The organism is Brevibacillus brevis (assembly GCF_031583145.1).
Classification (GTDB): domain Bacteria; phylum Bacillota; class Bacilli; order Brevibacillales; family Brevibacillaceae; genus Brevibacillus; species Brevibacillus brevis_E.
The window spans coordinates 1234218-1257955 of the sequence record NZ_CP134050.1; the positions used below are offsets into that span (position 1 = coordinate 1234218).

Consider the following 23738-nt stretch of genomic DNA (forward strand, 5'->3'; position numbering starts at 1 on the left):
AGCCCTTTGATGGAATGAAGTAGTTTAAAGAGTTCAGGAGGAGTGTATGCAAAGGAAATATTGGAGTATAGCTGTGGCATTCATGCTGATTATCCACAGCTTTTTCGGGATGGCTTCGGCCGTTCACGCCGAAACGACCGGGCAGACGGAAGTCACGAATGGTGATGTCGTTCCCGGAGACGGTTCGGGGACGACTGATGGTGGTACCGATACGGACGGAGGGACGAATCCGGATGGAGGAACGAATCCAGACGGAGGAACGAATCCGGATGGAGGAACGAATCCGGACGGAGGAACGAATCCGGATGGAGGAACGAATCCGGACGGAGGAACGAATCCGGATGGAGGAACGAATCCAGACGGAGGAACGAATCCGGATGGAGGAACGAATCCAGACGGAGGAACGAATCCGGACGGAGGAACGACGCCACCAGACGGAGGAACGAATCCGGACGGAGGAACGACGCCACCAGACGGAGGAACGAATCCGGACGGAGGAACGACGCCACCAGACGGAGGAACGACGCCACCAGATGGAGGAACGACGCCACCAGATGGAGGAACGACGCCACCAGATGGAGGAACGACGCCACCAGACGGAGGAACGACGCCACCAGATGGGGGCGTAGTCACACCTCCTACGGAACCCTTGCCCGAACCCCCACCGGTTGTTCCAGACCCGGAAGAGACTATCATCAAAGAAAACATCATCACCAGCGTGGTCATGAAGGGCGAGAATGGCACCAGCATCGAAGAGTTCCGCCCGGAGCAAGGATCACGCGTGCAGATTGATTTCACATGGAAGCTCCCTGGGGGGCACAGCTATTCAAACGGCGCCACCTTTACCTTCGAGCTGCCGGACAAGTTTGAACTGGCGAAGCTGGAGGAAGGCACCTTGGATGGCGACGTAGGGACCTACGAAGTGACAAGGGACGGGACAGTCACGCTCACTTTCAACGAGTCCATTGACGATGGAACGGAAGTTGAGGGCAATTTCTATGTCTGGCGTCAATTTGACGAAAGCAAATTCGAGGGAGGCACGAAGCAGAAAATCGAATTTGGACTGGACGGAATCGCGCCCATTCAAGTGCACTTCCAAGGCAAAAATACCGGCGACATCGAGAAGAACGGCAAAGCGGACAAGAGCATGAATCCCGGAACGATTGACTGGACCGTGGATTTCAACCCGGGAGAAAAATCGATCAAGAATGCGGTCTTTCGGGATGAGTTGCCGGCTGGCTTGAAGCTGGATCTGAATTCCGTCAAGGTAACCGCGCTCGAGGTCCAACTGGATGGCTCGGTCAAGGAAGCGGGCACGGTGAGCAAGACACCCGAGGAGCTGACGGATGCCAACGGCTTTACCATTCCATTCGGCGACATCGACAGCGCCTACCGGGTGACGTACACGACAAGCATCACGGACAAGACCGACCAGAGCTTTGCCAACAAAGCGACGGTCACGTCAGACGATCTGTCCCAGCCGTGGCAGGATACGGCGAGTATCCCCGCCAAATACAGCAAGCCATTGGCAAAAGATTCGAAGGGTTACAATTCCACAACCCAAACGATCGATTGGGCGATCTACTACAATTACAACGAGCAGCATCTGGATCTTGGCAACGCATGGATCGAGGACACTTTTGATGACAGCCAGGAGCTGATTGAGAGCTCTTTGAAAGTCTATCAAGTGACGATCGGCGACGACGGGAAAGGGACTCGAGTCGGAAACGAGCTTGCTCTTGGGACCGACTACACCCTGGATAACCAAGGAAATGGCTTCCGCCTGGAGTTTACCGCTTCTGGCGGCATCGACAACGCCTATGAAATCACCTATCAGACCAAGCCAAAAGACCGCGTCTACGCGAATGCCACGATCGCAAACGAAGTGAAAATGTACAATCAGGCGACAGTGACCTGGGAGAGAAAGATTCAGGAGAACATTTTCGCGAAAAACGTAAACAAGATCGACTACGCGAGCAAGACGATCGACTGGCGGATGAGCCTGAACATGGACGCTCCCTCAGGTCCTTGGGACATGAGCAATGTCGTCATCAAAGACCGGTTCGAAAAGCAGGGATTGAAGTTCTTGCCGGACAGCTTGAACATTCCCGGGCTGAAAAAAGGTGACGATTATACCGTTACAGCGGATGCGGACAATGAAGGGTTTACCCTTGCGTTCAAGGGAACGATATCGGGCTCCTATGAAATCACCTACAGCACTTCCTTTGATCCTCGCATTCCGGATCGTCCCAAAAACTACACGAACGATGCCACGCTGACGTGGGACGACCATAAGAGCGTAGGGCATACGCTCGTCAAAACGGCTTCGGTCACTCCGGACAGCTATACCACGAACAACGGAAACAAAACAGGCTGGTATGACGCCGAGAAGAAGATCATCACGTGGACCATTGACATCAACTACAATCTGTATGAGATCGAAAACGCGGTGATTCAAGATGTGTATTCAGGCGATCAGACTTTTCTGGACGAATCGTTGACCGTGAATGAACTCGAGCTGACAGGCGGGGCCAACGGAGTAAAAACCGTCGGGGATCCGATCCAGCCGAAGCGCTTTGAAAAAATCCAAAACGCGGATGGCGACGGCTTCATCCTGGAGCTAGGCAATATCACCAAGGCTTATCGCATCACGTATAAGACGAGCCTCGAAGGCTATGACGTGCTGGACGAATACAAGAACAACGCGACCTTGCATAACGGAGAGCCAACGGGCACGCCGTTGTACCAAGGCTCTGCGACCATCAAACCGACTTACGGCGGCAAGTACATTCTCAAGTCGGGCAAACAGGGCACCCTTGAGGATGAGGAATTCGCTTTCTGGACAGTGACGATCAACCCCAGCCAGTCTGCCATCGGTGCGGGAGCCGTACTGACCGATACGCCTGATAAACAGCTCCTCATTGCGGACTCGTTCAAGCTCTATTCGACGAACGTGAATGCAAACGGGGCTCTAACCAAAGGGGCGGAAGTGGACAGCTCCGATTACACCTTGGTGGTAAAGGATAACACCTTTACCCTGACGTTCAAGAAGGAACTGAGCCGGGCGTACATCCTGGAGTACAAAACGTTTATTAATGCAAACCACGGCGAGACCATCACGAATGCTGCCTCCTTCCACGGCGTCACCGTAACGGGACGCGATGAAAACGGCAATGAAGGAATTCGCGTCATCCTGTCCGGAGCTGGAGGAGGCGGAGCGACCCCGTCCGGCAATCTGAAGGTGGTCAAAGTCGACGCCGACAATCCGGCGACGACATTGCCAGGTGCAGTTTTCGCCTTGTACGACAAGTCAGGCAAAACCTTGATCAAAGAAGTGGAAACGGACAACAATGGCGTAGCGCTTTTCGAGAATCTGAAGCTCAAGACGTACATTCTGAAGGAAGTGGCGGCTCCTGACGGATATGTGATCGATCCTGACTACCTGGCCGGGAAAAAGATCACGTTGAAGGAAGCGGCGTCTGATCCGGCTGCCGGAATCGTCGGCTGCGCAGCACCAGCCTCTTCCGATGGGGAAGCTGCACCGCTTCCTGAATGCGGCCTCACGATAGGCAACAAGCTGCTGCGTCAAGGCTTTGAGTTTACGAAAGTCGATGCGGCCGATCATGCGGTTCCACTCGCAGGTGCGGTCTTCCAGCTGCAGTATGAGAACGGAGACGGTTCCCTAGAGGATGTAGCGGTACTGACGTCGGATGCGAACGGGAAGGTTTCCAAGGGAGATCTCAAGCCCGGCAAGTACCTCCTGACGGAAACGAAAGCGCCGAAAGGGTACAAGCTTGATAGCACGCCGATTGAATTCATGATCGCAGCGAACCAGACGCAGATTTTGAAGCAGGACATCGAAAACAAGATCAATGTCGGAGCTGTCGAGCTGCTGAAGGTCGATCACTACTCGGGTGAACCATTGGCAGGCGTCGAGTTCAATCTTGAGGATGCCAAAGGAAATGTCGTGTACCAAGGGGCGACTGGACTAGATGGCAAGCTGTCCGTAGATGAACTAAAGGCGGGGCTTTATCGCTTCGTCGAGACGAAAACGCTGGCTGACTACGAGCTGGCTGCCCCTTATGAATTCGAGCTTACAGAGGAAGGTACGCTGAAGCTGACGATCACCAACAAGCTGATCCCGGGCTCGGTGAAGCTGATCAAGGTGAGAGCGGGCTATCCGAACCATAAGCTGAAAGGCGCTGTTTTCTCTCTCGAAAATGAAAATGGCGAAATCATCAAAGACAAAGACGGCAAAGAGATGACCGGACTGGTCACGAATGAAAACGGGGAGCTCGAGATTAGCGGACTCAATCCGGGCAAGTACCAGTTTGTGGAGACAAAAGCTCCAGCCGGATACGTCAAGAATAATGAGCCTGTTCCATTCGAAATTATCAGAAGTCAAACAGAAACTAAAGAAGTAGTAGTTGAGAACAAGGTGGCATCCTCAGGTGGAGGAGGCGGCGGCAACGGCGGCGGCGGAGATAACGGCGGCGGCGGAGACAACGGCGGCGGCGGAGACAACGGCGGCGGCGGAGACAACGGCGGCGGCGGAGACAACGGCGGCGGCGGAGACAATGGCGGCGGCGGAGACAACGGCGGCGGCGGAGACAACGGCGGCGGCGGAGATAACGGCGGCGGCGGAGACAACGGCGGCGGCGGAGACAACGGCGGCGGCGGAGACAACGGCGGCGGCGGAGATAACGGCGGCGGCGGAGACAACGGCGGCGGCGGTTCCGATGATGACAAGCCAGACAGAGACAAATCGGACAAGCCTGACAAGCCTGCCAAACCGACGCAGCCTGGAAGCACAGGTGGATCGAGTACAGGCGGATCCAGCACGGGTGGAACGGGTACGCCTGTTCAACCGACTGTCCCTGTTACACCGACCATTCCAGGTCAAGGCAGCACCCAAGGACCGACCGACAATGCCAATGCAGGCCAAACCAATCCTGCTGCGGGCTCCGGCAATCCTTCCGGTGCGGTAGATGCCGATCAGTCCAACCAAGCCAACAACAACGGGGATGTCATGGAGCAAGCGGACCAAGCTGCCCCATCCGGAGCAGTTTTGCCCAAGACTGGGGAGGAAGCGAGCGCAGGCACACTCTATGCCGGAATCGCCTCGATCCTGGTCGGAATCACTATTCTGCTTTCCCGCAAAAAACAAAGAGCGTAAGACCAAAAGGACGATGGCCATTTTCGGCATCGTCCTCTTTTTTCGTCCATCGCCGAATGGCAGGAAGCTCTCCACACAAATGGAACAGATTGCAATGTTTAAATTTGCTAAACTTCCTCGACTCTTCTCTGATGATGTGCTATCATGAGAACTTGTTAACGTGTTACCACTTTACCAGAGTAAACAAAGATCTAGGGGGATCATCATGAAAAGATTTGCCGCTATTTCTGTTCTCTTTGCGACGATGCTGTCGCTGATCGTTGGCTGTTCCAGCGCCTCTAATGGTGGGGACGGCAAGCAATTGGTCATCGGGATTGACGACAAGTTTGCGCCGATGGGCTTTCGAGATGAAAAGAATGAGCTGGTAGGCTTCGATATTGACTACGCGCGGGCTGCTGCGGAAAAAATGGGAAAAGAGGCTGTCTTCCAGCCGATCGACTGGAGCGCCAAAGAATCTGAGCTGAACAGCGGCCGGATCGATTTGATCTGGAATGGCTATACGATTACGGATGAACGAAAACAAAAAGTGCTGTTCACCAAGCCTTATTTGAAAAACGCGCAAGTGATCGTGACCATGGCAAACTCGAACATCGCCAAGCTGGATGACCTGTCCGGCAAAACCGTCGGGCTGCAAAAGCTGTCCTCGGCTGCCGACGCCTTGAATGCCAGCGCTGTGAAAAGCAGCGTCAAATCGATCACCGAGTATCCGGACAACGTGCTCGCCCTGAGCGATCTGAAAATCGGCCGCGTGGATGCAGTCGTCATCGACCAGGTCGTAGCGGACTACTACATGGCCAAAGACAAGGGCACCTTCAAATTGCTGGACGAGTCTCTGGCGCCGGAAGAGTACGGCATCGGAGTGAAGAAGGGCAAGGAAGCTTTGCTGAATGAGCTGCAAAAAGCGCTGGATGCAATGAACCAGGACGGCACCGCGGCGAAAATTTCGGAAAAATGGTTTGGCGAGGATCGGGTATTGAAGTAATCGCGCCGACGGGCTTCGTCGGGCAGCACAGGCTTCGCCGGACACACGGCGAAGCCGCGTTTGTTTCTCCGATTCAATAGAATTTTTATCCTAGGAGCATTCAAGTATGAGTCTAGAGTATATCCTTACCATCACCAAGCCGATGCTGGAAGGCGCAGAGATGACAGTCCTGCTGTTTCTCATCGCGATCGTGGTGTCGATCCCGCTTGGCTTTCTCATCACACTCATGGCGAAAAGCAGCATCAAGGCGCTCGCCTGGCTTGCCCATGCGTACGTTTACGTCATGCGTGGCACGCCGCTCTTGCTGCAATTGCTGTTTATTTGCTTCGGGCTGCCGATGCTTCCGTTCGTCGGGGAGTACCTGGTGTTCGACCGGTTTGTAGCGGCGTGCATCGGCTTTATCCTCAACTACGCCGCGTACTTTGCCGAGATTTTCCGCGGCGGCTTGCTGGCGATCGACAAAGGCCAGTACGAAGCGGCCGAAGTGCTTGGCTTCAGCAAATGGCAAACGACGACGAAGATCGTCCTGCCGCAAATGTTTCGCATCGCGTTGCCCGCTGTGGCGAACGAGTCGATTACACTCGTGAAAGACACGGCGCTGCTGTATGCGGTAGCCGTGCCTGAGCTGCTGCACTACGCGGAGACGGCTGTAAACCGCGATTTTACGATCGTTCCGTTTTTCATCGCCGGTGTGATTTACTTGCTGATGACCCTCCTGTTGACCTTATTTTTCAAGTGGCTGGAAAAACGTTTTAAATACGAGTAAAAAGGATTGGCGAGAATGGCGATCATACAAGTTTCCCATCTGAAGAAGTCGTTTGGCCCGCTGGATGTACTGAAAGATGTCAGCTTTGACGTCAACAAAAACGACGTGGTAGCGGTCATCGGTCCCTCCGGCTCCGGAAAAAGCACAATGCTCCGCAGCCTGGTCTATCTCGAGCAGGTGAACGGCGGCAGCATCCGTGTGCAGGACGACGATCTCGTCCGTGACGGGGTGTACGCAAGTCCGCAAAAGATCAAGCAAATCACCGCCAAAATGGGGATGGTATTTCAGCATTTCAACCTTTTTCCCCACTTGACGGTCAGAGAGAATCTCGAGCTGGCTCCGCGGGTCGTGAAAGGGGAGCCGGACGAGGCGGTCCGTCGAAGAAGCGCTGAGCTCCTGGACAAAGTCGGACTGGCAGAGAAAGCGGACCACTACCCGGCCAAGCTCTCGGGCGGTCAAAAGCAGCGCGTGGCGATTGCCCGGGCGTTGATGATGAACCCGGACATTTTGCTGTTCGATGAACCGACCTCGGCTCTCGATCCCGAGCTGACGGGAGAGGTGCTGCAGGTCATCAAGCAGCTCGCCCGGGAGCATATGACGATGATGGTCGTGACACATGAAATGGGGTTCGCGCGAGAAGTAGCGGGCAAGGTCATGTTCATGGACAACGGCGAAGTCATCGAGGCAGGGACGCCGGACCAATTGTTCGAACACCCGCAGTTTGAACGGACGAAGGCGTTTTTGCACCGGGCATTGAAATAGGCTGGCCAGTGAAGCAATGAGATGGAAGCCGGCACCGCAAATGAACAGCTGACAAGTTCAAAGCCCTCCTCGGCTATTTTACCGGGAGGGCTCTTGCTTTGGCCGTTTTTACATGACAGGGTAGTGCAGGTATCGCTGGCTGATGAATGCGTGAAAATGCTCGCTGAACGAATCGGCATTCAAAAAGGCGTTGTAAGCGTAAGGGGGGACACGGCAGTACACCATTTCGCTGCCGTCGCGGAAGCGGATATACAGATGCTGTGTGTGAAAATCGTAGCGGGTGGATTGGATCAGTCGCGAATCCAGTTCTTTGTAGGCGGGCTCCGTTGCTTCCGAAGCGGGGCGCGAAAAAAGCTGACGGATGATCGATCTCACTTTCTAGTAACTCCTTTTGCCTGATCTTCATGGGGATCGCAGAAATCTCCCGATGAAGAGTTTTGTAGAATGCTGTCGTATCGTGTAAAATCATGCAGAATTTAAATCTATCTTACATACGAAAGTCTTGTCAATGCAGCGATGGGCTCTCAAGCCGAAAGGAATTTTTACTCGAAGGGCAGCGTTGGACCTTTTGGAAAATTCGCTTGATTTCGAGGATAAATGTCATTTATACTTTAGCTAAAACGATTTACTAAATCGGTTTATAAAACCGTATTTCCGCATATGAGGGTGTTGGGTGGGCTCGCTGATCAGACAGAAGCAAACGCTTACAAATTAAGAAGGCTCCTAGACCGACCGGGCGGACCTGTGGCTCAACTGGCACACCAATGGAAGGAACCGGCCTAGCATACGAGCAAAGGTTGTTCCGGAATGAAAATGTATGCGAGGCAGCTTGAGTCGGAAAAAGCTGTGATCAAGCACGCTTCCGATGGCGCTGTCTCCAGATCGAACGTAAACGTAAATGAGGTGGAATGGGTGGGAGAAACCAGACAAGGCTTCATCCAGATCAACAAAGCGGATAACGTGTGGATTTGCCTGCGAGACGTGAGCAAAGGGGAGACGATCGAGCTGGGCGGGGCATCCGTCACGGCAAAAGAGGACATACCGAGCGGCCACAAAATGGCCAACTGCTTCATTCCTGAGGGGGAAGACATCGTCAAGTACGGTTTTCCCATCGGGCATGCGACCGCAGACATTGAGAGCGGGCAATGGGTGCACAGTCACAATGTGAAAACCAATCTGGACGGGGAGCTGGCGTACACGTACAAGCCGGTGCCGACGGACATCTATCCGCACGCGAAAAAGGACAGCCGGACATTCGCTGGCTACGTGCGGGAAAACGGCGATGTCGGGGTTCGCAACGAAATCTGGATCGTAAACACGGTGGGCTGCATCAACAAGGTGGCGGAGCAGCTGGCGAAGATGGCCAATCAGGCATGCCGGCATGAAAACGTCGACGGCGTTTTCCATTTCCCCCATCCGTTCGGCTGCTCCCAGCTCGGAGATGACCTGGTCTACACGCAAAAAATCCTGGCCGACCTCGTGCACCATCCGAATGCGGGCGGTGTCCTCGTGCTCGGCCTCGGCTGCGAAAACAACTACATCGAGCTGTTCAAGGAAGCGATCGGGCCGTATCACGCCGACCGGGTCAAATTCCTCGCCGTCCAGCAGGTAGAGGACGAGCTGGAGCAGGGGATCGAGCTGATCGAAGAGCTCATCGCCTACGCGGGGCAGTTCCAGCGGCAGGAAGTGCCCGTATCCAAGCTAAAGGTCGGTCTGAAGTGCGGCGGCTCGGACGGATTGTCGGGCATTACGGCGAATCCGCTGGTCGGTGCGTTCTCTGATCGGCTGATTTCGCTCGGAGGAGCGACGGTGCTGACGGAGGTTCCGGAAATGTTCGGGGCGGAGACGATTTTGATGGAACGGGCAAAGGACGAGCGGGTGTACAGCCAAATCGTCGACCTGATCAATGATTTCAAGCAGTACTTCGCCAAAAACGAACAGCCGATCTATGAAAATCCTTCCCCGGGCAACAAAAAAGGCGGCATCACGACGCTCGAGGAGAAGTCGCTGGGCTGTGTGCAAAAAGGCGGCTTCGGCCGGGTGGACGACGTGCTGCAATACGGCGACCGAGTGCGCAGCAGCGGCCTCTCTCTCTTGCAAGGGCCGGGGAACGATCTGGTGTCCGTCACAGCCTTGGCGGCGTCAGGCTGCCAGATCGTCCTGTTCACGACGGGGCGCGGGACTCCTTTCGGCGGGCCTGTCCCGACGGTGAAAATGTCGACCCATACGGCGTTGTACGAACGCAAGAAAAACTGGATCGATTACAACGCGGGCCAACTGGTGCAGGGAGCCACGATGGAGGAAGTGTCGGCAGACTTTTTCGAGTACGTCATCGAGCTCGCATCCGGGCGCGTTCGCACGAAAAACGAGCTGCACGGCTACAAGGAGATTGCGATCTTCAAAGACGGCGTGACGCTGTAGGGGGTGTACAAGGATGAATCACAATCAGGCTCCGCAGCTAAACGGGAAGTGGCTGGATTCGGCGGCAGGAGATCCCGGAGCGGGGGGATTTCCCGAACGCGTCCTGCAAATCGGAGAAGGCAACTTCATGCGCGGCTTCATCGACTGGATGCTGCAAAGGATGAACCAAAGCGGACATTTCCAAGGGCGAGCCGTCGCCATCCAGCCAACGCCCAGAGGCAAAGTCGTACCCAAGCTCAATCGCCAGGACGGTCTTTACACGCTGGTGCAGCGCGGGGTGGAGAACGGCGAGCCGGCAGAGCGAGTCGAGCTGATCAGCGCCATCAGCAGAGGAATCAATCCGTACGAGAATTGGGCGGAGGTGCTGAAGGCTGCCGAGTCGCGTGAGATTCGCTTCGTCTTTTCCAACACGACCGAGGCCGGACTGCAATGGAGCGAAGAGGACTATGAACCGGAGAAATCGCCGCTGTCTTATCCGGGGAAGCTGGTGGCGCTCCTGTACCACCGTTTCCTGCATTTCGGCGGGGCGGAGGAAGCGGGCTGGATCATCCTGCCTTGCGAGCTGGTCGAGGACAATGGCGCCGTATTGAAGGGTTTGTGCGAACAGGTCGCTGCGCATTGGGGGCTGCCCGACTCCTTTTTGGCGTGGATGGAGGAAGCGTGCGCGTTTTGCAATACGCTGGTGGACCGGATCGTGACAGGCTTTCCGCACGGCGAAGAAGAATCGTGGGCAGAGAGGCTCGGCTATCGGGACGAGCTCCTGGCCGTCTGCGAGCCGTACCATCTGTTCGTCATCGAAGGGCCGGAGGGCTTGGCGGATGAGCTGCCGCTTCAAAAGGCGGGGCTGAACGTCTACTTCGACCGCATCGACTCGTACCGGGAACGAAAAGTCAGGCTGTTGAACGGTCCGCACACGCTGCTGGCCTCGGTGGCCTTTCTGGCGGGAGTCGATACGGTCAGGGAGGCGGTTGAGGATCCCCAGCTTCGCGCCTATTTGCTGCATGCCATGACAGAGGAAATCAAGGAGTCGCTGCAGGCGGAAAACCGCGAGCGAGCGGACAGGTACATCCGTGACGTGCTGGAGCGCTTTGCGAATCCGTATTTGCAGCATCGGCTGCTCGACATCAGCCTGAATGGGCTGTCCAAATGCAAGGCGCGACTCTTGCCGAGCCTGGCCGCCTACCAGAAGGAAAAAGAGGCGCTGCCTCAGGCGCTGGTCTTCGGGCTTGCGGCACTGCTCGTTTTTTACCGGGGTACGAGGTTCGAAGGAGAACGGTATTTCGGCACACGGCAAGGCCAAGGCGAATACGAGATTCGCGATCAGGCAAAGTGGACGGCTGCCCTGTTTGAGAGCTGGCAGCAAGCGGATGGACCGAGTGCGGACCTGTCCGGAATTGCGAAGGGCTTTTTGGGGATGACGGAGATCTGGGGCGAGGACTTGAACCGCATCCCCGGACTCGGCGAAAGCGTGACCCGATATGCAGAGGGGATCATGCAGGGCGGTGTTCGCCAGACCTTGCGGGAAATCGGTTTTTCATAGCGGAAGGAGAATGGAAGATGAAGACAATCGTATGTCAGGAACCGGGGAAGATGGAGCTGATCGACACGGCTGCACCCGCTGCTCCAGGTGAGCATGAGGTATTGGTAAACATCAAGCGGATTGGCATCTGCGGCACGGACATCCACGCTTTCGGAGGGAATCAGCCGTTTTTCGTTTACCCCCGCGTGCTCGGTCATGAGCTGTCAGGCGAAATCGCACAGGTCGGAGCGGCTGTCACGAATGTCAAAGCGGGGGATCGCGTGTCCATCATCCCGTACATGCACTGCGGCACATGCATCTCTTGCCGGAGCGGAAAGACAAACTGCTGCACGCAGATGCGCGTCCTTGGAGTCCATATCGACGGGGGCATGCGGGAGTCGATCGTCGTACCCGCCACTCATGTACTGCCTGTTCCCCATCTGTCCTGGGAGGAAGCGGCGATCGTGGAGCCGCTCTGCATCGGGGCGCATGCGGTCAGGCGCGCGCGGATTCAGGCCGGCGAGACGGTTCTGGTCATCGGGGCCGGTCCGATCGGGCTGGGGGTCGCACGTTTTGCCAAGCTCCAGGGGGCAAAGGTCATCGCGATGGACATGAGCGAGGAGCGGCTCGCCTTTTGTCAGAGATGGAGCGGATGCGACGAGATCATATCGGCTTCCCGGGAGCCCAAGGAGCGCATTCTGGAGCGGAATGGACATGACCTGCCGACAGTCGTATTCGACGCCACGGGCAACAAGCATTCCATGACAGGGGCCTTTGATTTCGTCGCGCACGGGGGTACTCTCGTATACGTAGGGCTGGTAAAAGAGCAAATCGCCTTTTCGGATTCCGACTTTCACGCCAAGGAGCTCACGCTGATGGGCAGCCGCAATGCGACGCTCGAAGACTTCGAATACGTCATCGGGTGCATGAACGAAGGGAAGATCGATTCCACCGCGTACATATCGGAAACGATCCCGTTCGAGCGCTTTGCCAAAGAGCACCGGGAGCTGATTGGGCCCCATCGCGGCGTGATCAAATCGATGATCACACTGGAGTAGCAAATCTCACTTGACCGATCGGAATATAAAAATTAAACTAAAAGCAAAACCAGCCGATCAGACAGCTGAAGGCTCCCTTTTCTTTGCAGTCGCCACTCGCAGACGCAATTGGAGGGAGCCTTTTTCGTACAGATCGGAATTGATAAAATTCCTATCCAGGATAGAGGCAGCCGCGGCTCCGCCAAAAAGCATGGCGTAGCGAGGCTTTCCAATTTTCGCGGATCGACAAAAGGAGGAGTCATTCAGTGGCCAAAATCAGGAAAATGAAGCTCGGCGCGTTTATCCACGGCGTCGGCGGACATATCGCAGGCTGGAGGCACCCTGAGGCGCAGCCGGACGCGAGCATCGACTTCGGCTTTTATACTAGGCAGGCGCAGAGGGCGGAAGCGGGCAAGTTTGATTTTGTGTTCATCGCGGACGGGTTGTTCATCAACGAAAAATCGATTCCCCACTTCCTGAACCGGTTCGAGCCGCTGACGATCTTGTCGGCGCTGGCAGCGGTCACCTCCCGCATCGGCCTCGTCGGTACCGTCTCCACTTCGTACAGCGAGCCGTTTACGGTCTCCAGGCAGCTCGCATCCCTCGACCACATCAGCGGGGGGCGCGCCGGATGGAACGTCGTCACGTCGCCACTGGAGGGCTCAGCCCTCAATTACGGCAAGACCATCGACGAGCATCCCGACCACGCCAAGCGCTACCGCATCGCGGCTGAGTATTTGCAGGTGGCCAAAGGGCTGTGGGATTCCTGGGAAGACGATGCCTTCATCCGGGATAAGGAGACGGGTGTCTTTTTCGACCCGAAAAAAATGCACGCTCTCCATCACAAAGGCGAGTTTTTCTCCGTGCAAGGGCCGCTGAACATCAGCCGCTCGCGGCAAGGCCATCCCGTCATCTTCCAGGCAGGCTCGTCGGAGGCGGGCAAAAGCTTCGCGGCCCAGTCGGCGGATGCCATCTTCACCGGACATGTGACGCTGGCGGACGCCCGGCAGTTTTACCAGGACGTCAAGAGCAGGGCGGAAGCGGCAGGGCGTAACCCCGACGAGCTGCTGATTCTGCCGGGGATAGCGCCGATCATTGGACAGACAGAGGAAGAGGCGGAGCAAAAGTACCAGGAGCTGGCGAATCTGGTCTCGGTGGAGCAGGCGCTCGCCTATCTTGGAAGGTATTACGATCATCACGATTTTTCCGTCTACCCTCTCGACGAGCCGTTCCCCGACCTGGGAGACGTAGGCAAAAACAGCTTCCAGAGCACGACTGAGCGCATCAAGCGGGACGCCAAGAAAAACAACCTGACGCTGCGGCAGGTCGCGCTGCAGGAGGCGACGCCACGCCCGCTGTTCATGGGGACGCCCCAGAAGGTGGCGGACATGGCCCAGGAATGGTTCGAGGAGCGGGGGGCGGACGGATTCATTGTCAGTTCGAGCATCCCCCATGCCCTGCATGATTTCATCGAGCAGGTCGTGCCCCTTTTGCAGGAACGCGGACTGTTCCGCACGGAGTATGAAGCGGACACGCTGCGCGGGCATTTGGGGCTGCCTTTTCCGGAAAACCGTTACACGGCTAAGGCCAGGCAGGCGCTTGTATAAAGGCAGCGGCAAGCAAAAAAGCTGTTCCCATCGACGAAGCGAAGGGGACAGCTTTTCTCATTGGCAGATGCTTGTCAGACAATCGGCAGCTCCGAAAAGGCTTCGACCAGCAGCTCGTAGGAACGAATCCGCTTGGGGAAATGCTTGACCGGCGTGGTGATGATAAATTCGTCCACCTGGTACCTCTGCTGCGTGGCCAGCAGCTTTTCCCGGACGGCTTCCTTGGAGCCAAAGAGAATATTCGGCTCCTTCACCTCGATCGTGAACGCCTCTGTGGTGTGCTTTCCAAATTCCTCCGCCTTTTTCAGGCTGTTCACCGTGATCGTTTTGCCGCTGGCCAGATGAATTTTGGCCAGCTCGTTTTCGGCGGCGAGCCTTCGCGCTTCCTCTTCGGTATCTGCCACGATCACGGAAATGGCCAGGATGGCTTCGGGCCTTGGCTGTTTGCCTGTGGCGAACTTCTTTCGGTACGTCTCGATCGCCGCGATGCCGATCTCTTCCTCGTTGTTGATGAACTGGGCGAACACGTATGGGACTCCCCGCTCGGCAGCCAGCTCGGCGCTTGCGATGCTCGTGCCCAAAAGGTACAGCTCGGCGGGCTGGGGCGGGATCGGAATTGCTTTTAAGCCGTAGAGAGCATGCTCCGGCTCCAGATTGTTGCTTAAAAACTTCTCCAGCTCGGTGAGCTTTTCTTCGAGAGAGGGGGAAGCGGTCGCGTTTCCTTGCTGCAATGCCCGCGTAGAAAGGGGCAATCCTCCCGGCGCGCGGCCGATGCCCAGATCGACTCGTCCGGGTGCCAGCGAGGCGAGTACATGGAAGTTCTCCGCTACCTTGTACGGGCTGTAGTGCTGGAGCATCACGCCCCCGGAGCCGATCCGGATGCGCTCGGTCTTGGCCAGCAGATGGGAGATGAGAACTTCGGGCGAAGACCCGACGACGTGGTCCAGGTCGTGATGCTCGGAGACCCAGTAGCGGTGATAGCCCAGTTTCTCCGCGATCTGCGCCAGTTGAATCGTATGCTGGAAAGCTTGTGCGGCCGTCTCTCCTTCCTGTATCGGTGTTTGATCCAAGATACTCAGTGTCAGCGCCACAGTTTTTCTCTCCTCGTCATGGAAAATGTACGCAAAAAGCCCCGTGGAAAGGATGCTTTCTCAGGGGCTTCTGGTGATCCAGTCAGCGATTGGTTGATGGAGTTGATCGGTAACGTGTGTTCTGCTTTTATGTCTTAATTTCTTAGTTGTTTACTTGGATTTTATCGGCACAGGGAAGAAATGTCAATCGTCTTTCCCGAGAAGGACGAAAAGAAAAAGCGTTGACGAACGGCGAAGCGAGGGATACAATACCAAGTAATCCGATAAGATTTAAAAAGGTCGTCGACCAGACCACTGGAGACTTCCTGCTTTCGCGATGGAATGCGCGGGCAGGGGGTCTTTTTGTTTTCGGGCGACGCCGGAAAAAACAGGAGGGGGAGAAACGAATATGTCTGCAAAGCAAAAAGTGGTGGTATGGGGGAGAAACGGGTGCTCGTTCTGCGCGAATGTAAAAGCCGTGCTGGAGGCAAACGCACACCCTTATGAATGGATCGATGTGGAAGGCAAGGACGTGCTGCGCGATGTGCTGGAGGTCAAGTACGGGACGCGGCTGATTCCCGTCGTGGAGATCGGCGGAGAGGGCAAGTACGAGGCGCTGCTGCACAATGAGCTGGATCGCCTCGAAGCGCTGCTGACCAACCAATGAGAGTCGAGGAGGAGGGCGTATGGGAATCGAGCCGAGCATTCTGGAACAGCCAGATGTTTCCCTAGCGAAGAGCGGAGGCGTGCCGAGAAGCGCAGCCAAGGAAAGCATGGTCGAGTTTTTGCAGGTGGAAAAGACGTTTGAAAGCGGAGGAAAGCGGGTCCGGGCATTGGATGGCGTCACCTTGACGGTACAAAAAGGGGACATCTTCGGCGTCATCGGATATTCCGGCGCGGGGAAGAGCACGCTGCTGCGAACGGTGAATTTGTTGGAGCGTCCGACCGCAGGCAAAGTCATCGTGGACGGCAAAGACTTGACCGCCCTGTCCGTTCGGGAACTGCGGAGCGTGAAAAAGAAGATCGGCATGATCTTTCAGCAGTTCAATCTGCTCGAGTCCAAGACCGTCTTCGACAATGTCGCCATGCCGCTTCTCCTGAGCCAGACGCCGAAAAAGGCAGTAGAGGAGAGGGTCCGGGAACTGCTGTCATTCGTCGGATTGTCGGAGAAAGCAAAGAGCTACCCGGATGAGCTGTCCGGCGGGCAAAAGCAGCGCGTCGGAATCGCCCGGGCGCTGGCTACCAATCCCTCGATCCTGCTCAGCGATGAGGCTACATCGGCGCTGGACCCGCAAACGACCGAATCGATCCTGCAGCTGCTCAGGCGGGTCAATCAGGAGTACAACGTGACGATCCTGATGATTACACACGAGATGAACGTCATCAAAGAGATATGCAACCGGGTCGCCGTCATGGAGCAAGGCTCGGTCGTGGAGCAGGGCGACGTACTGGACCTGTTCGCGAATCCGCAGACCAAGACGGCCCAGGGCTTCGTTCGGTCTGTCATGAAGGGCGACATACCGCCCAGCGTCTACGAAGCGTTGGAAGCGAGGCGCGGGCGATCCCGTATTTTCCAGATCCATTTCGTCGGAGAGCGCTCCGGCCAACAGATCATCTCCCAGGTGGCCAAGAGGTTTCAGACGGAAGTCAGCGTCCTGTCCGGCAGCATCACCGAGCTGCAGGGCGTGCCGTTTGGCAGCCTCATCGTGGAGCTGGGGGGAAATGAAGCGGAAATCGCCCGGGCGCATCAGTTCATCCGGCTGCAAAATGTGTCAGTAAAGGAGATTTCGTAGAGATGGAAGTCAGTTCGGAGCAAATTCTGCAAGCTGTCTATCAGACGCTGTACATGGTGGGGGTGTCGCTCGTCTTCGCGACCATCATCGGATTGCCGCTGGGCATTTTGCTCGTCGTCACGCGGAAGGGCCACATACTGGAAAATCAGGTTGTCTTTTCGCTGCTAAATCCGGTGATCAACGTCTTGCGGTCCGTGCCGTTCATCATCCTGCTGGTGGCGATCATTCCGCTGACGCGTCTGATCGTGGGGACATCCATCGGCACGACCGCCGCCATCGTGCCGCTCGTGATCTACACGGGGCCGTACATTGCGCGGCTGGTGGAGAACTCGCTGCTGGAAGTGGACTCGGGTATCATCGAGGCGGCAGAGGCGATGGGAGCGACCCCGCTGCAAATTATTTTCCGTTTTCTCATTCCCGAGACACTCGGATCGCTCGTGCTGTCCATCACGACTGCCACGATCGGCCTTATCGGCGCGACGGCAATGGCCGGGGCGGTCGGCGGCGGGGGCATCGGCGACCTGGCGATCACGTATGGCTACCAGCGGTTCAGCACCATTACCATCGTGGCGACGGTCGTGATCCTGGTCGTGCTGGTGCAGGGCATCCAGTCGCTGGGCAACCGCCTGGCCCGCAAAATCCGCCGGAGATAACCGCTTACGCTACTGAAAAAGAGACAGGAGAGACACCCATGAAGAAATTTGTCTTATTTTTATCGCTCATCATCCTAGCAAGTCTGGCAGCGGGTTGCGGGAAAACAGAAGGCTCCCGCGCGCTGAAAATCGGGATTCGCGGCTCGGAAAGCCGGACGTGGGACTTCGTCAAGGAGCAGGCTAGGGGGCAGGGACTGAACATCGAGCTGGTGCAGCTGAATGCCAATGTCAATCCGAACACGGTGCTGCTCGAAGGAGACATCGACGCAAACGCCTTCCAGCACGTCGCTTTCCTGGACCAGTTCAACCAGAAGAACAAGTCGGACATCGTACCGATCGGCTCGACGATCATCGCACCGCTGGGCATTTACTCCGACAAGTACAAAAAGATCGAGGATATCCCGGACCACGCCAAAATCGCCGTACCGAACGACGATTCCAACTGGGGTCGCGCTCTCCTGCTGCTGCAGGAAGCCGGGCTGATCCGGGTCGTGGACAACTTTGACGGCTTCGGCGGCGCGGACAAGATCAAGGACAATCCGAAGCAGCTCGAGATCGTACCGGTTGACGGAGCCAATACCCCGCGCGTCATGAAGGACGTCGCGGCATCCATCATCAACAACGGCGTGGCCGTCGAAGCGGGATTCCTTTTGAAAGATTCCCTTTTCCACGAAAGCAAGACTGCGAAGCCGTACATCAACGTGATCGCCACGACGAAGCAAAACGAAAACCGGGAAGACCTGAAAAAGCTCGTGCAAATCTATCAGGCCAAGGAAGTTTCGGACTTCATCACGCAGACGTACAAAGGCAACTACATTCCGACGCAAGTCACTGTGGACGAATTGAAAAACTTCAAAGACGCGTTTGCCAGCAAGCCGTAAAAGCGAAGGGGGCTGGCCCGGCGAGCGCACGCTTGGCGGAGCGGGTGTAGATCAGGCAGAGCCAGCCCGAGCCTTGATGAAAGGATACGTCGCCCATAAAAAAGGAGGAGAACCGATGACGCAAAAGAGGCAGATCCATCTTTCCGCCTACCTGGTGGGAACGGGCATCCACGTGGCGTCCTGGCGACTGCCCGAGGCGAAGCGCAGTGCCAGCATCGACCTGGAATACTACAAAAAGCTCGCGCAGACGGCGGAGCGGGGGAAGTTCGACATCGCCTTCATCGCCGACAGCCTGGCCGTCAATGAAAATTCCCACCCGAATATTTTGAACCGTTTCGAGCCGACGACATTGCTCGCGGCGCTGGCCGGGGCGACATCGAAGATCGGACTGGTCGCCACAGCTTCCACTACGTACCACGAGCCATACAACCTGGCCCGGCTGTTTGCCTCGGTCGACCACATCAGCGGCGGGCGCGCCGGATGGAACATGGTCACGACGGGCGACGCTACCGGGGAAACCGGTCGCAATTTCAGCAGGGAAGCTCATGTGGACCACGACGAACGCTACCTGAGAGCGGAGGAATTCATCGATGTCGTGCAAGGGCTGTGGGACTCCTGGGAAGACGATGCGTTCGTCCAGGACAAGGAAAGCGGCGTGTATTTCGATCCCCAAAAAATGCACCGCCTGAACTACAAAGGACGCTACTATTCGGTGCAAGGTCCGCTCAACATCGGCCGGTCCAGGCAGGGCCAGCCGGTCATTGTGCAGGCGGGAGCCTCAGAGCCCGGGCAGCGGCTGGCGGCGCGTACGGCAGAGGTCGTCTTTTCCCATGTCAAAGACTTTGCCAAGGCCCAGGAATTTTACAAAAGTCTGAAAGGAAAGCTGGCCGCCTACGGGCGTACGCCGGACCAGCTGCATATTCTTCAAGGCATTTCTCCCATCGTCGCAGATACGAAGGAGGAAGCCGAAGCCATCCAGCGGCGGCTGGACGATCTGCTTTTGCCGGAGCAAGGCTTGCGGTTTTTGTCCGGCTATCTGGGCAAGGTCGACTTCAGCAAATACACGCTGGACACCCCTGCTGCGGAAGTGGAGTTTCCCCATGACAACGGCATTCAAAGCCATTTCGAGCGGATGACCGAGCTGATTCGGAAGGAAAACCCGACTTTGCGCGAGCTGTACGCCTTGCTGGAGGGGGGAGTGAACCGGGAGCTCGTGGGCACGCCGGGACAGGTCGCGGATGTCCTGGAAAAATGGTTTACGGAAGGAGCGGCGGACGGATTCATGTTCGTCGCGCCGATTCTTCCTGAGGGATTGGAGGACTTCGTGGACAAAGTCATTCCGATTTTGCAGGAGCGCGGGCTGTACAGGCTCGACTACGAAGGCGATACGCTGCGGGAGCATTTGGGGCTGGCGAGGCCGGCGAACCGTTTTGCGGCAAAAGCGAGAGAAGGGCAGCTGACTAGAGCAGAATCGTAAGGCGCGTATCTGTACGCGAAAAGAAGGAGGGGCAAGATGGGAAGCGCAGCATTTAGACAGCTTGCGGCGGAGTTGGAGCCGAGGCTCATTCACATCCGCCGGCACCTGCACCAATACCCGGAGGTAGCCTGGGAGGAGAAGGAGACGTCCCGTGCGATTCGCGGCTGGCTGGAGGAGGCCGGCATCCGGGTGCTCGATCTTCCGCTGCAGACCGGCGTAGTGGCGGAGGTGGGAGGCAAAAAGGCAGGCCCGATCATCGCGCTGCGCGCCGACATCGACGCTCTGCCGATTCAGGAAGAGACGGGGCTGCCGTACGCGTCGCGTCACCTGGGAAAAATGCACGCGTGCGGGCACGACTTTCATACCGCAGTCGTCCTGGGAGCGGCCGTCCTGCTGAAATCCCGGGAGGAAACGCTGAAAGGCACGGTTCGCTTCCTGTTCCAGCCTGCCGAGGAAAAGGGGACGGGAGCAGCCAAAATGCTGGAGAGCAGGGCGCTGGACGGCGTACAGGCGATCTTCGGGATGCACAACAAGCCCGACATGCAGGTAGGGACGGTCGGGATTAAGGCAGGTCCGCTTATGGCGGCGGTCGACGGCTTTGACATCGAGGTCGAAGGCATAGGGACGCACGCGGCGATCCCCGAGGCCGGCGTCGACCCGATCGTGGCCGCCGCACAGATCGTCTCCTCGCTGCAAACGATCGTCAGCCGCAATGTCAGCCCGCTGCACAATGCCGTCGTCAGCGTGACCAGCATCCACGGAGGAGCCGCCTGGAACGTGATCCCGGACAAAGTCGTGCTGGGAGGGACCGTGCGCACATTCCAGGAGGAGGTGCGAAGGCAAATTCCCGTACACTTTACGCGCATCATCGAAGGAGTGACCGCAGCTTACGGCGCCAGGATCAGCCTGCGGTGGTTCGAAGGCCCGCCCGCCGTCAGAAACGACGAAGCCCTGAGTCGATTGTCGATAGCAGCGGCTGAGAGAGCAGGGCTGCAGGTCGTCACACCGGCGCCGTCCCCTGCGGGGGAAGACTTTGCCTACTACCAGGAGAAAATACCGGGCTCATTCGTATTCATGGGGACGTCCGGAAAAAACGAATGGCACCATCCCGGATTTACCGTCGATGAGCGGGCACTGGTGCCAAGCGTGCTCTACTTTGCGGAGGCGGCCAGCGCCGCTCTGGAGGGAGGGAGCGAATGGTAACCATTCACAACCTGTGCAAGACGTACAAAACGGCAAAAGGGGCCGTTCCCGTTTTGCAAAACATCGATTTGCATATCGAAAAAGGCGACATTTTCGGGATCATCGGGTTTAGCGGCGCAGGCAAATCGACGCTGATCCGCTGCCTCAACCGTCTGGAGGAGCCGGATACGGGCTCGATCGTGATCGGGGACAAGGTGATGACGGGATTGAACGAAAGAGAGCTGCGGATCGCCAGGCAAAAAATCGGGATGATCTTTCAGCAGTTCAATCTGTTCGACGCCAAGACGGTGTTTCAAAACGTAGCGTTCCCGCTCGAGGTAGCCGGACACCCGAAGACGTACATTCATCAGCGGGTACGGGAGATCCTCGATCTCGTCCAGCTCGGCGACAAGGCAAATGTCTATCCGTTCCAGCTCAGCGGAGGGCAAAAGCAGCGGGTGGGCATCGCCAGGGCCTTGGTCAATGAGCCGGACCTGCTGCTCAGCGACGAAGCTACCTCCGCGCTCGATCCGCAGACGACGTATTCGATTCTGGAGCTGCTGAAAGAGATCAACCGCCAGCTGAACCTGACGATTCTGCTCATCACCCACGAGCTGGACGTCTTGCAGCATCTTTGTCGCAACATGGCCGTGCTCGAAGGCGGGAGGATCGTGGAGACCGGCAACGTGGAGCAGTTTTTCCTGCAGCCTAGAAGCGACACGGCGAAACGGTTCGTGGGCATTCTCGATCATTACCGCGAAAAGCGAAGCGTGATGGAAGGAGTGGGGGCGGGTATATGAGAGACGACCTGCTCGAATTGCTCTGGGAGGGCCTTCTGGAGACGCTGTACATGGTGTTCTGGTCATCCCTGTTCGCCCTGGCGATCGGGATCGTTCTCGGGATCACGCTCGTCGTCACGGAGCAGGGCGGCATTCTCGCACGGCCGAGGCTGAACAAGGTGATCGGCACCGCCATCAACAGCGTGAGGTCGCTCCCGTTGATCATCCTGATCGTCCTCCTGCTGCCTCTCTCGCGTCTGATAGTCGGCACCTCGCTGGGGCCGACCGCCGCTATCGTCTCGCTCTCCATCGGCGCGGCGCCCTTCCTCGGACGGATCATCGAAAACTCATTGAAGGAGGTTAGCGCCGGAAAGATCGAGGCGGCCCTGGCCATCGGCGCGACGCCTTTCACAATCATCTTCCGTGTGCTGATTCCCGAGGCGCTGCCTGCGCTCGTCCGCGGGGTCACGATCGGAATCATCGGCATCACCGAATTTACGGCGGTCGCCGGAGCGATCGGTGCGGGCGGGCTTGGCAGCCTGGCCATCCGTTTTGGCTATCAGCGCTTCCGCGAAGATGTCCTTCTGGCGACAGTCGTGTTGATCATTTTGCTCGTCCAATTCATTCAGTGGACGGGAGACCGGGTCGCCAAATCGATCAACAAAAAGCGGTACAAGTACGAGTAATTCTCAAAAAGAGCGAAAGTCAAGCAAGGGAGTGGAGTGTATGAAGAGGAACAGACTCGCGATATGGTACGCCTTGATGCTCAGCGGAGGCTTGCTTCTGGCAGGGTGCGGATCCGGCAATGAAGCGGCGGGTGGAGGGCAGCCGGCGAATGCTGCCGGCCAAACGGACAGTGCGGGACAGACGGCTGCGCCGGAGCCCAAAGAGGTCACAATTAAGGTCGGGGCTGCTCCTGTGCCCCATGCCGAGATTTTGGAATTTGTCAAACCAAAGCTAAAGGAACAGGGGGTCAATCTGGAGGTCGTCGTGCTCGATGACGAAGGACAGCTGAATCCTGCGCTGCACGACAAGCAGATCGATGCGAACTACTTCCAGCACGTCCCGTACCTCGATTCGGTCAAGACGGAAAAAGGATATGACTTCGCCGTCACGACCAAAGTGCACGTCGAGCCGATCGGATTTTACTCGGATAAATGGAAGACGAAGGACGATCTCAAGGAAGGAGCGAAAATCGGGATACCGAACAACCCTTCCAATGAATTCCGGGCGCTCACGCTGCTGCAGGAGCAAGGCTTGATCAAGCTCAGGGATGGGCTGACGACGTACGAGGCGACGCCGAAGGACATCGCGGAAAATCCGAAAAAGCTCCAGTTCGTCGAAGCGGAGGCGGCGACCTTGCCCCGTGCCTTGCCGGATCTGGACGGCGCGGTCATCAACACGAACGTGGTGCTGGAAGCCAAGATCGATCCGAACAGCGCTTTGTTCCGCGAGGGGGGGAATTCGCCCTACGCCAATGTGGTCGTCGTTCGCAAAGGGGACGAGAACCGGGACGAGATCAAAAAGCTGGACGCTGCCTTGACCAGCCCGGACGTGAAGAAGTTCATCCAGGACAAATACGGGGTGGCCGTAGTGCCTGCCTTTTAATTCGCGAGCAGGGAGGACAATCGAC

19 protein-coding genes are annotated in these 23738 nt (G+C 57.0%); 17 read left to right on the forward strand and 2 right to left on the reverse strand.

The window, feature by feature from the left end; translation table 11 throughout:
• Nucleotides 1-46: 46 nt before the first annotated feature.
• The 4 genes from RGB73_RS06335 to RGB73_RS06350 all read left to right on the forward strand — a co-directional run bounded on the left by RGB73_RS06335 (nucleotide 47) and on the right by RGB73_RS06350 (nucleotide 7686).
• Nucleotides 47-5176: a collagen binding domain-containing protein gene (locus tag RGB73_RS06335; protein WP_310770150.1), complete on the forward strand. Its 5130-nt coding sequence runs from the start codon at nucleotides 47-49 to the stop codon at nucleotides 5174-5176.
• A 205-nt stretch (nucleotides 5177-5381) separates the two neighbouring features.
• Nucleotides 5382-6158 carry an amino acid ABC transporter substrate-binding protein gene (locus tag RGB73_RS06340; RefSeq protein ID WP_310770152.1) on the forward strand — a complete coding sequence of 259 codons (777 nt, stop codon included), beginning with the start codon at nucleotides 5382-5384 and terminating at the stop codon, nucleotides 6156-6158.
• A 106-nt stretch (nucleotides 6159-6264) separates the two neighbouring features.
• On the forward strand, nucleotides 6265-6924 hold the full coding sequence (locus RGB73_RS06345) for an amino acid ABC transporter permease (RefSeq protein ID WP_310770153.1): 660 nt from the start codon (nucleotides 6265-6267) through the stop codon (nucleotides 6922-6924).
• 15 nt (nucleotides 6925-6939) lie between these two features.
• Nucleotides 6940-7686: an amino acid ABC transporter ATP-binding protein gene (locus tag RGB73_RS06350; protein WP_310770155.1), complete on the forward strand. Its 747-nt coding sequence runs from the start codon at nucleotides 6940-6942 to the stop codon at nucleotides 7684-7686.
• A 108-nt stretch (nucleotides 7687-7794) separates the two neighbouring features.
• Here the strand turns inward: RGB73_RS06350 and RGB73_RS06355 are convergent, their stop codons facing one another.
• Nucleotides 7795-8061 (reverse strand): KTSC domain-containing protein, encoded by a 267-nt coding sequence (locus RGB73_RS06355; protein WP_310770157.1) that lies wholly within the window; start codon nucleotides 8059-8061, stop codon nucleotides 7795-7797.
• 432 nt (nucleotides 8062-8493) lie between these two features.
• Between RGB73_RS06355 and RGB73_RS06360 the strand changes: the two genes are divergently transcribed.
• From RGB73_RS06360 to RGB73_RS06375, 4 genes are all read left to right on the forward strand, one after another.
• Nucleotides 8494-10107 carry a UxaA family hydrolase gene (locus RGB73_RS06360; protein WP_310770159.1) on the forward strand — a complete coding sequence of 538 codons (1614 nt, stop codon included), beginning with the start codon at nucleotides 8494-8496 and terminating at the stop codon, nucleotides 10105-10107.
• A gap of 13 nt (nucleotides 10108-10120) precedes the next feature.
• Entirely contained in the window at nucleotides 10121-11647 is a 1527-nt protein-coding gene (locus RGB73_RS06365) for a tagaturonate reductase (protein ID WP_310770161.1), read from the forward strand.
• Nucleotides 11648-11664: 17 nt separating this feature from the next.
• Nucleotides 11665-12684, forward strand: coding sequence for a zinc-binding alcohol dehydrogenase family protein (locus RGB73_RS06370; protein ID WP_310770163.1), 1020 nt, complete (start codon nucleotides 11665-11667; stop codon nucleotides 12682-12684).
• 245 nt (nucleotides 12685-12929) lie between these two features.
• A complete protein-coding gene (locus tag RGB73_RS06375) occupies nucleotides 12930-14270 on the forward strand; it encodes an LLM class flavin-dependent oxidoreductase (protein WP_310770165.1) in 1341 nt (446 codons plus the stop codon).
• A gap of 74 nt (nucleotides 14271-14344) precedes the next feature.
• Here the strand turns inward: RGB73_RS06375 and RGB73_RS06380 are convergent, their stop codons facing one another.
• The gene (locus tag RGB73_RS06380; RefSeq protein WP_310770167.1) at nucleotides 14345-15361 is read right to left on the reverse strand and encodes an LLM class flavin-dependent oxidoreductase; all 1017 of its coding nucleotides are present in this window, start codon (nucleotides 15359-15361) and stop codon (nucleotides 14345-14347) included.
• A gap of 388 nt (nucleotides 15362-15749) precedes the next feature.
• Here RGB73_RS06380 and RGB73_RS06385 point away from each other — a divergent pair, with 388 nt between their 5' ends.
• The 9 genes from RGB73_RS06385 to RGB73_RS06425 all read left to right on the forward strand — a co-directional run bounded on the left by RGB73_RS06385 (nucleotide 15750) and on the right by RGB73_RS06425 (nucleotide 23713).
• The gene (locus RGB73_RS06385) at nucleotides 15750-16007 is read left to right on the forward strand and encodes a glutaredoxin family protein (RefSeq protein WP_310770169.1); all 258 of its coding nucleotides are present in this window, start codon (nucleotides 15750-15752) and stop codon (nucleotides 16005-16007) included.
• A 106-nt stretch (nucleotides 16008-16113) separates the two neighbouring features.
• Nucleotides 16114-17133 carry a methionine ABC transporter ATP-binding protein gene (locus RGB73_RS06390; protein ID WP_310774167.1) on the forward strand — a complete coding sequence of 340 codons (1020 nt, stop codon included), beginning with the start codon at nucleotides 16114-16116 and terminating at the stop codon, nucleotides 17131-17133.
• Between the two features lie 2 nt (nucleotides 17134-17135).
• Nucleotides 17136-17786: a methionine ABC transporter permease gene (locus RGB73_RS06395; RefSeq protein ID WP_310770171.1), complete on the forward strand. Its 651-nt coding sequence runs from the start codon at nucleotides 17136-17138 to the stop codon at nucleotides 17784-17786.
• 38 nt (nucleotides 17787-17824) lie between these two features.
• On the forward strand, nucleotides 17825-18667 hold the full coding sequence (locus RGB73_RS06400; RefSeq protein WP_310770173.1) for a MetQ/NlpA family ABC transporter substrate-binding protein: 843 nt from the start codon (nucleotides 17825-17827) through the stop codon (nucleotides 18665-18667).
• 115 nt (nucleotides 18668-18782) lie between these two features.
• Nucleotides 18783-20144 carry an LLM class flavin-dependent oxidoreductase gene (locus RGB73_RS06405; protein ID WP_310770175.1) on the forward strand — a complete coding sequence of 454 codons (1362 nt, stop codon included), beginning with the start codon at nucleotides 18783-18785 and terminating at the stop codon, nucleotides 20142-20144.
• 36 nt (nucleotides 20145-20180) lie between these two features.
• Nucleotides 20181-21347: an amidohydrolase gene (locus tag RGB73_RS06410; RefSeq protein ID WP_310770177.1), complete on the forward strand. Its 1167-nt coding sequence runs from the start codon at nucleotides 20181-20183 to the stop codon at nucleotides 21345-21347.
• Nucleotides 21341-22126: a methionine ABC transporter ATP-binding protein gene (locus tag RGB73_RS06415; RefSeq protein ID WP_310770179.1), complete on the forward strand. Its 786-nt coding sequence runs from the start codon at nucleotides 21341-21343 to the stop codon at nucleotides 22124-22126. The genes RGB73_RS06410 and RGB73_RS06415 overlap by 7 nt, the downstream gene beginning before the upstream one ends.
• The gene (locus RGB73_RS06420) at nucleotides 22123-22791 is read left to right on the forward strand and encodes a methionine ABC transporter permease (RefSeq protein WP_310770181.1); all 669 of its coding nucleotides are present in this window, start codon (nucleotides 22123-22125) and stop codon (nucleotides 22789-22791) included. The genes RGB73_RS06415 and RGB73_RS06420 overlap by 4 nt, the downstream gene beginning before the upstream one ends.
• A 40-nt stretch (nucleotides 22792-22831) precedes the next feature.
• Complete coding sequence (locus tag RGB73_RS06425) at nucleotides 22832-23713, forward strand: MetQ/NlpA family ABC transporter substrate-binding protein (RefSeq protein ID WP_310770183.1); 882 nt, start codon at nucleotides 22832-22834, stop codon at nucleotides 23711-23713.
• The last annotated feature ends 25 nt before the right edge of the window (nucleotides 23714-23738 follow it).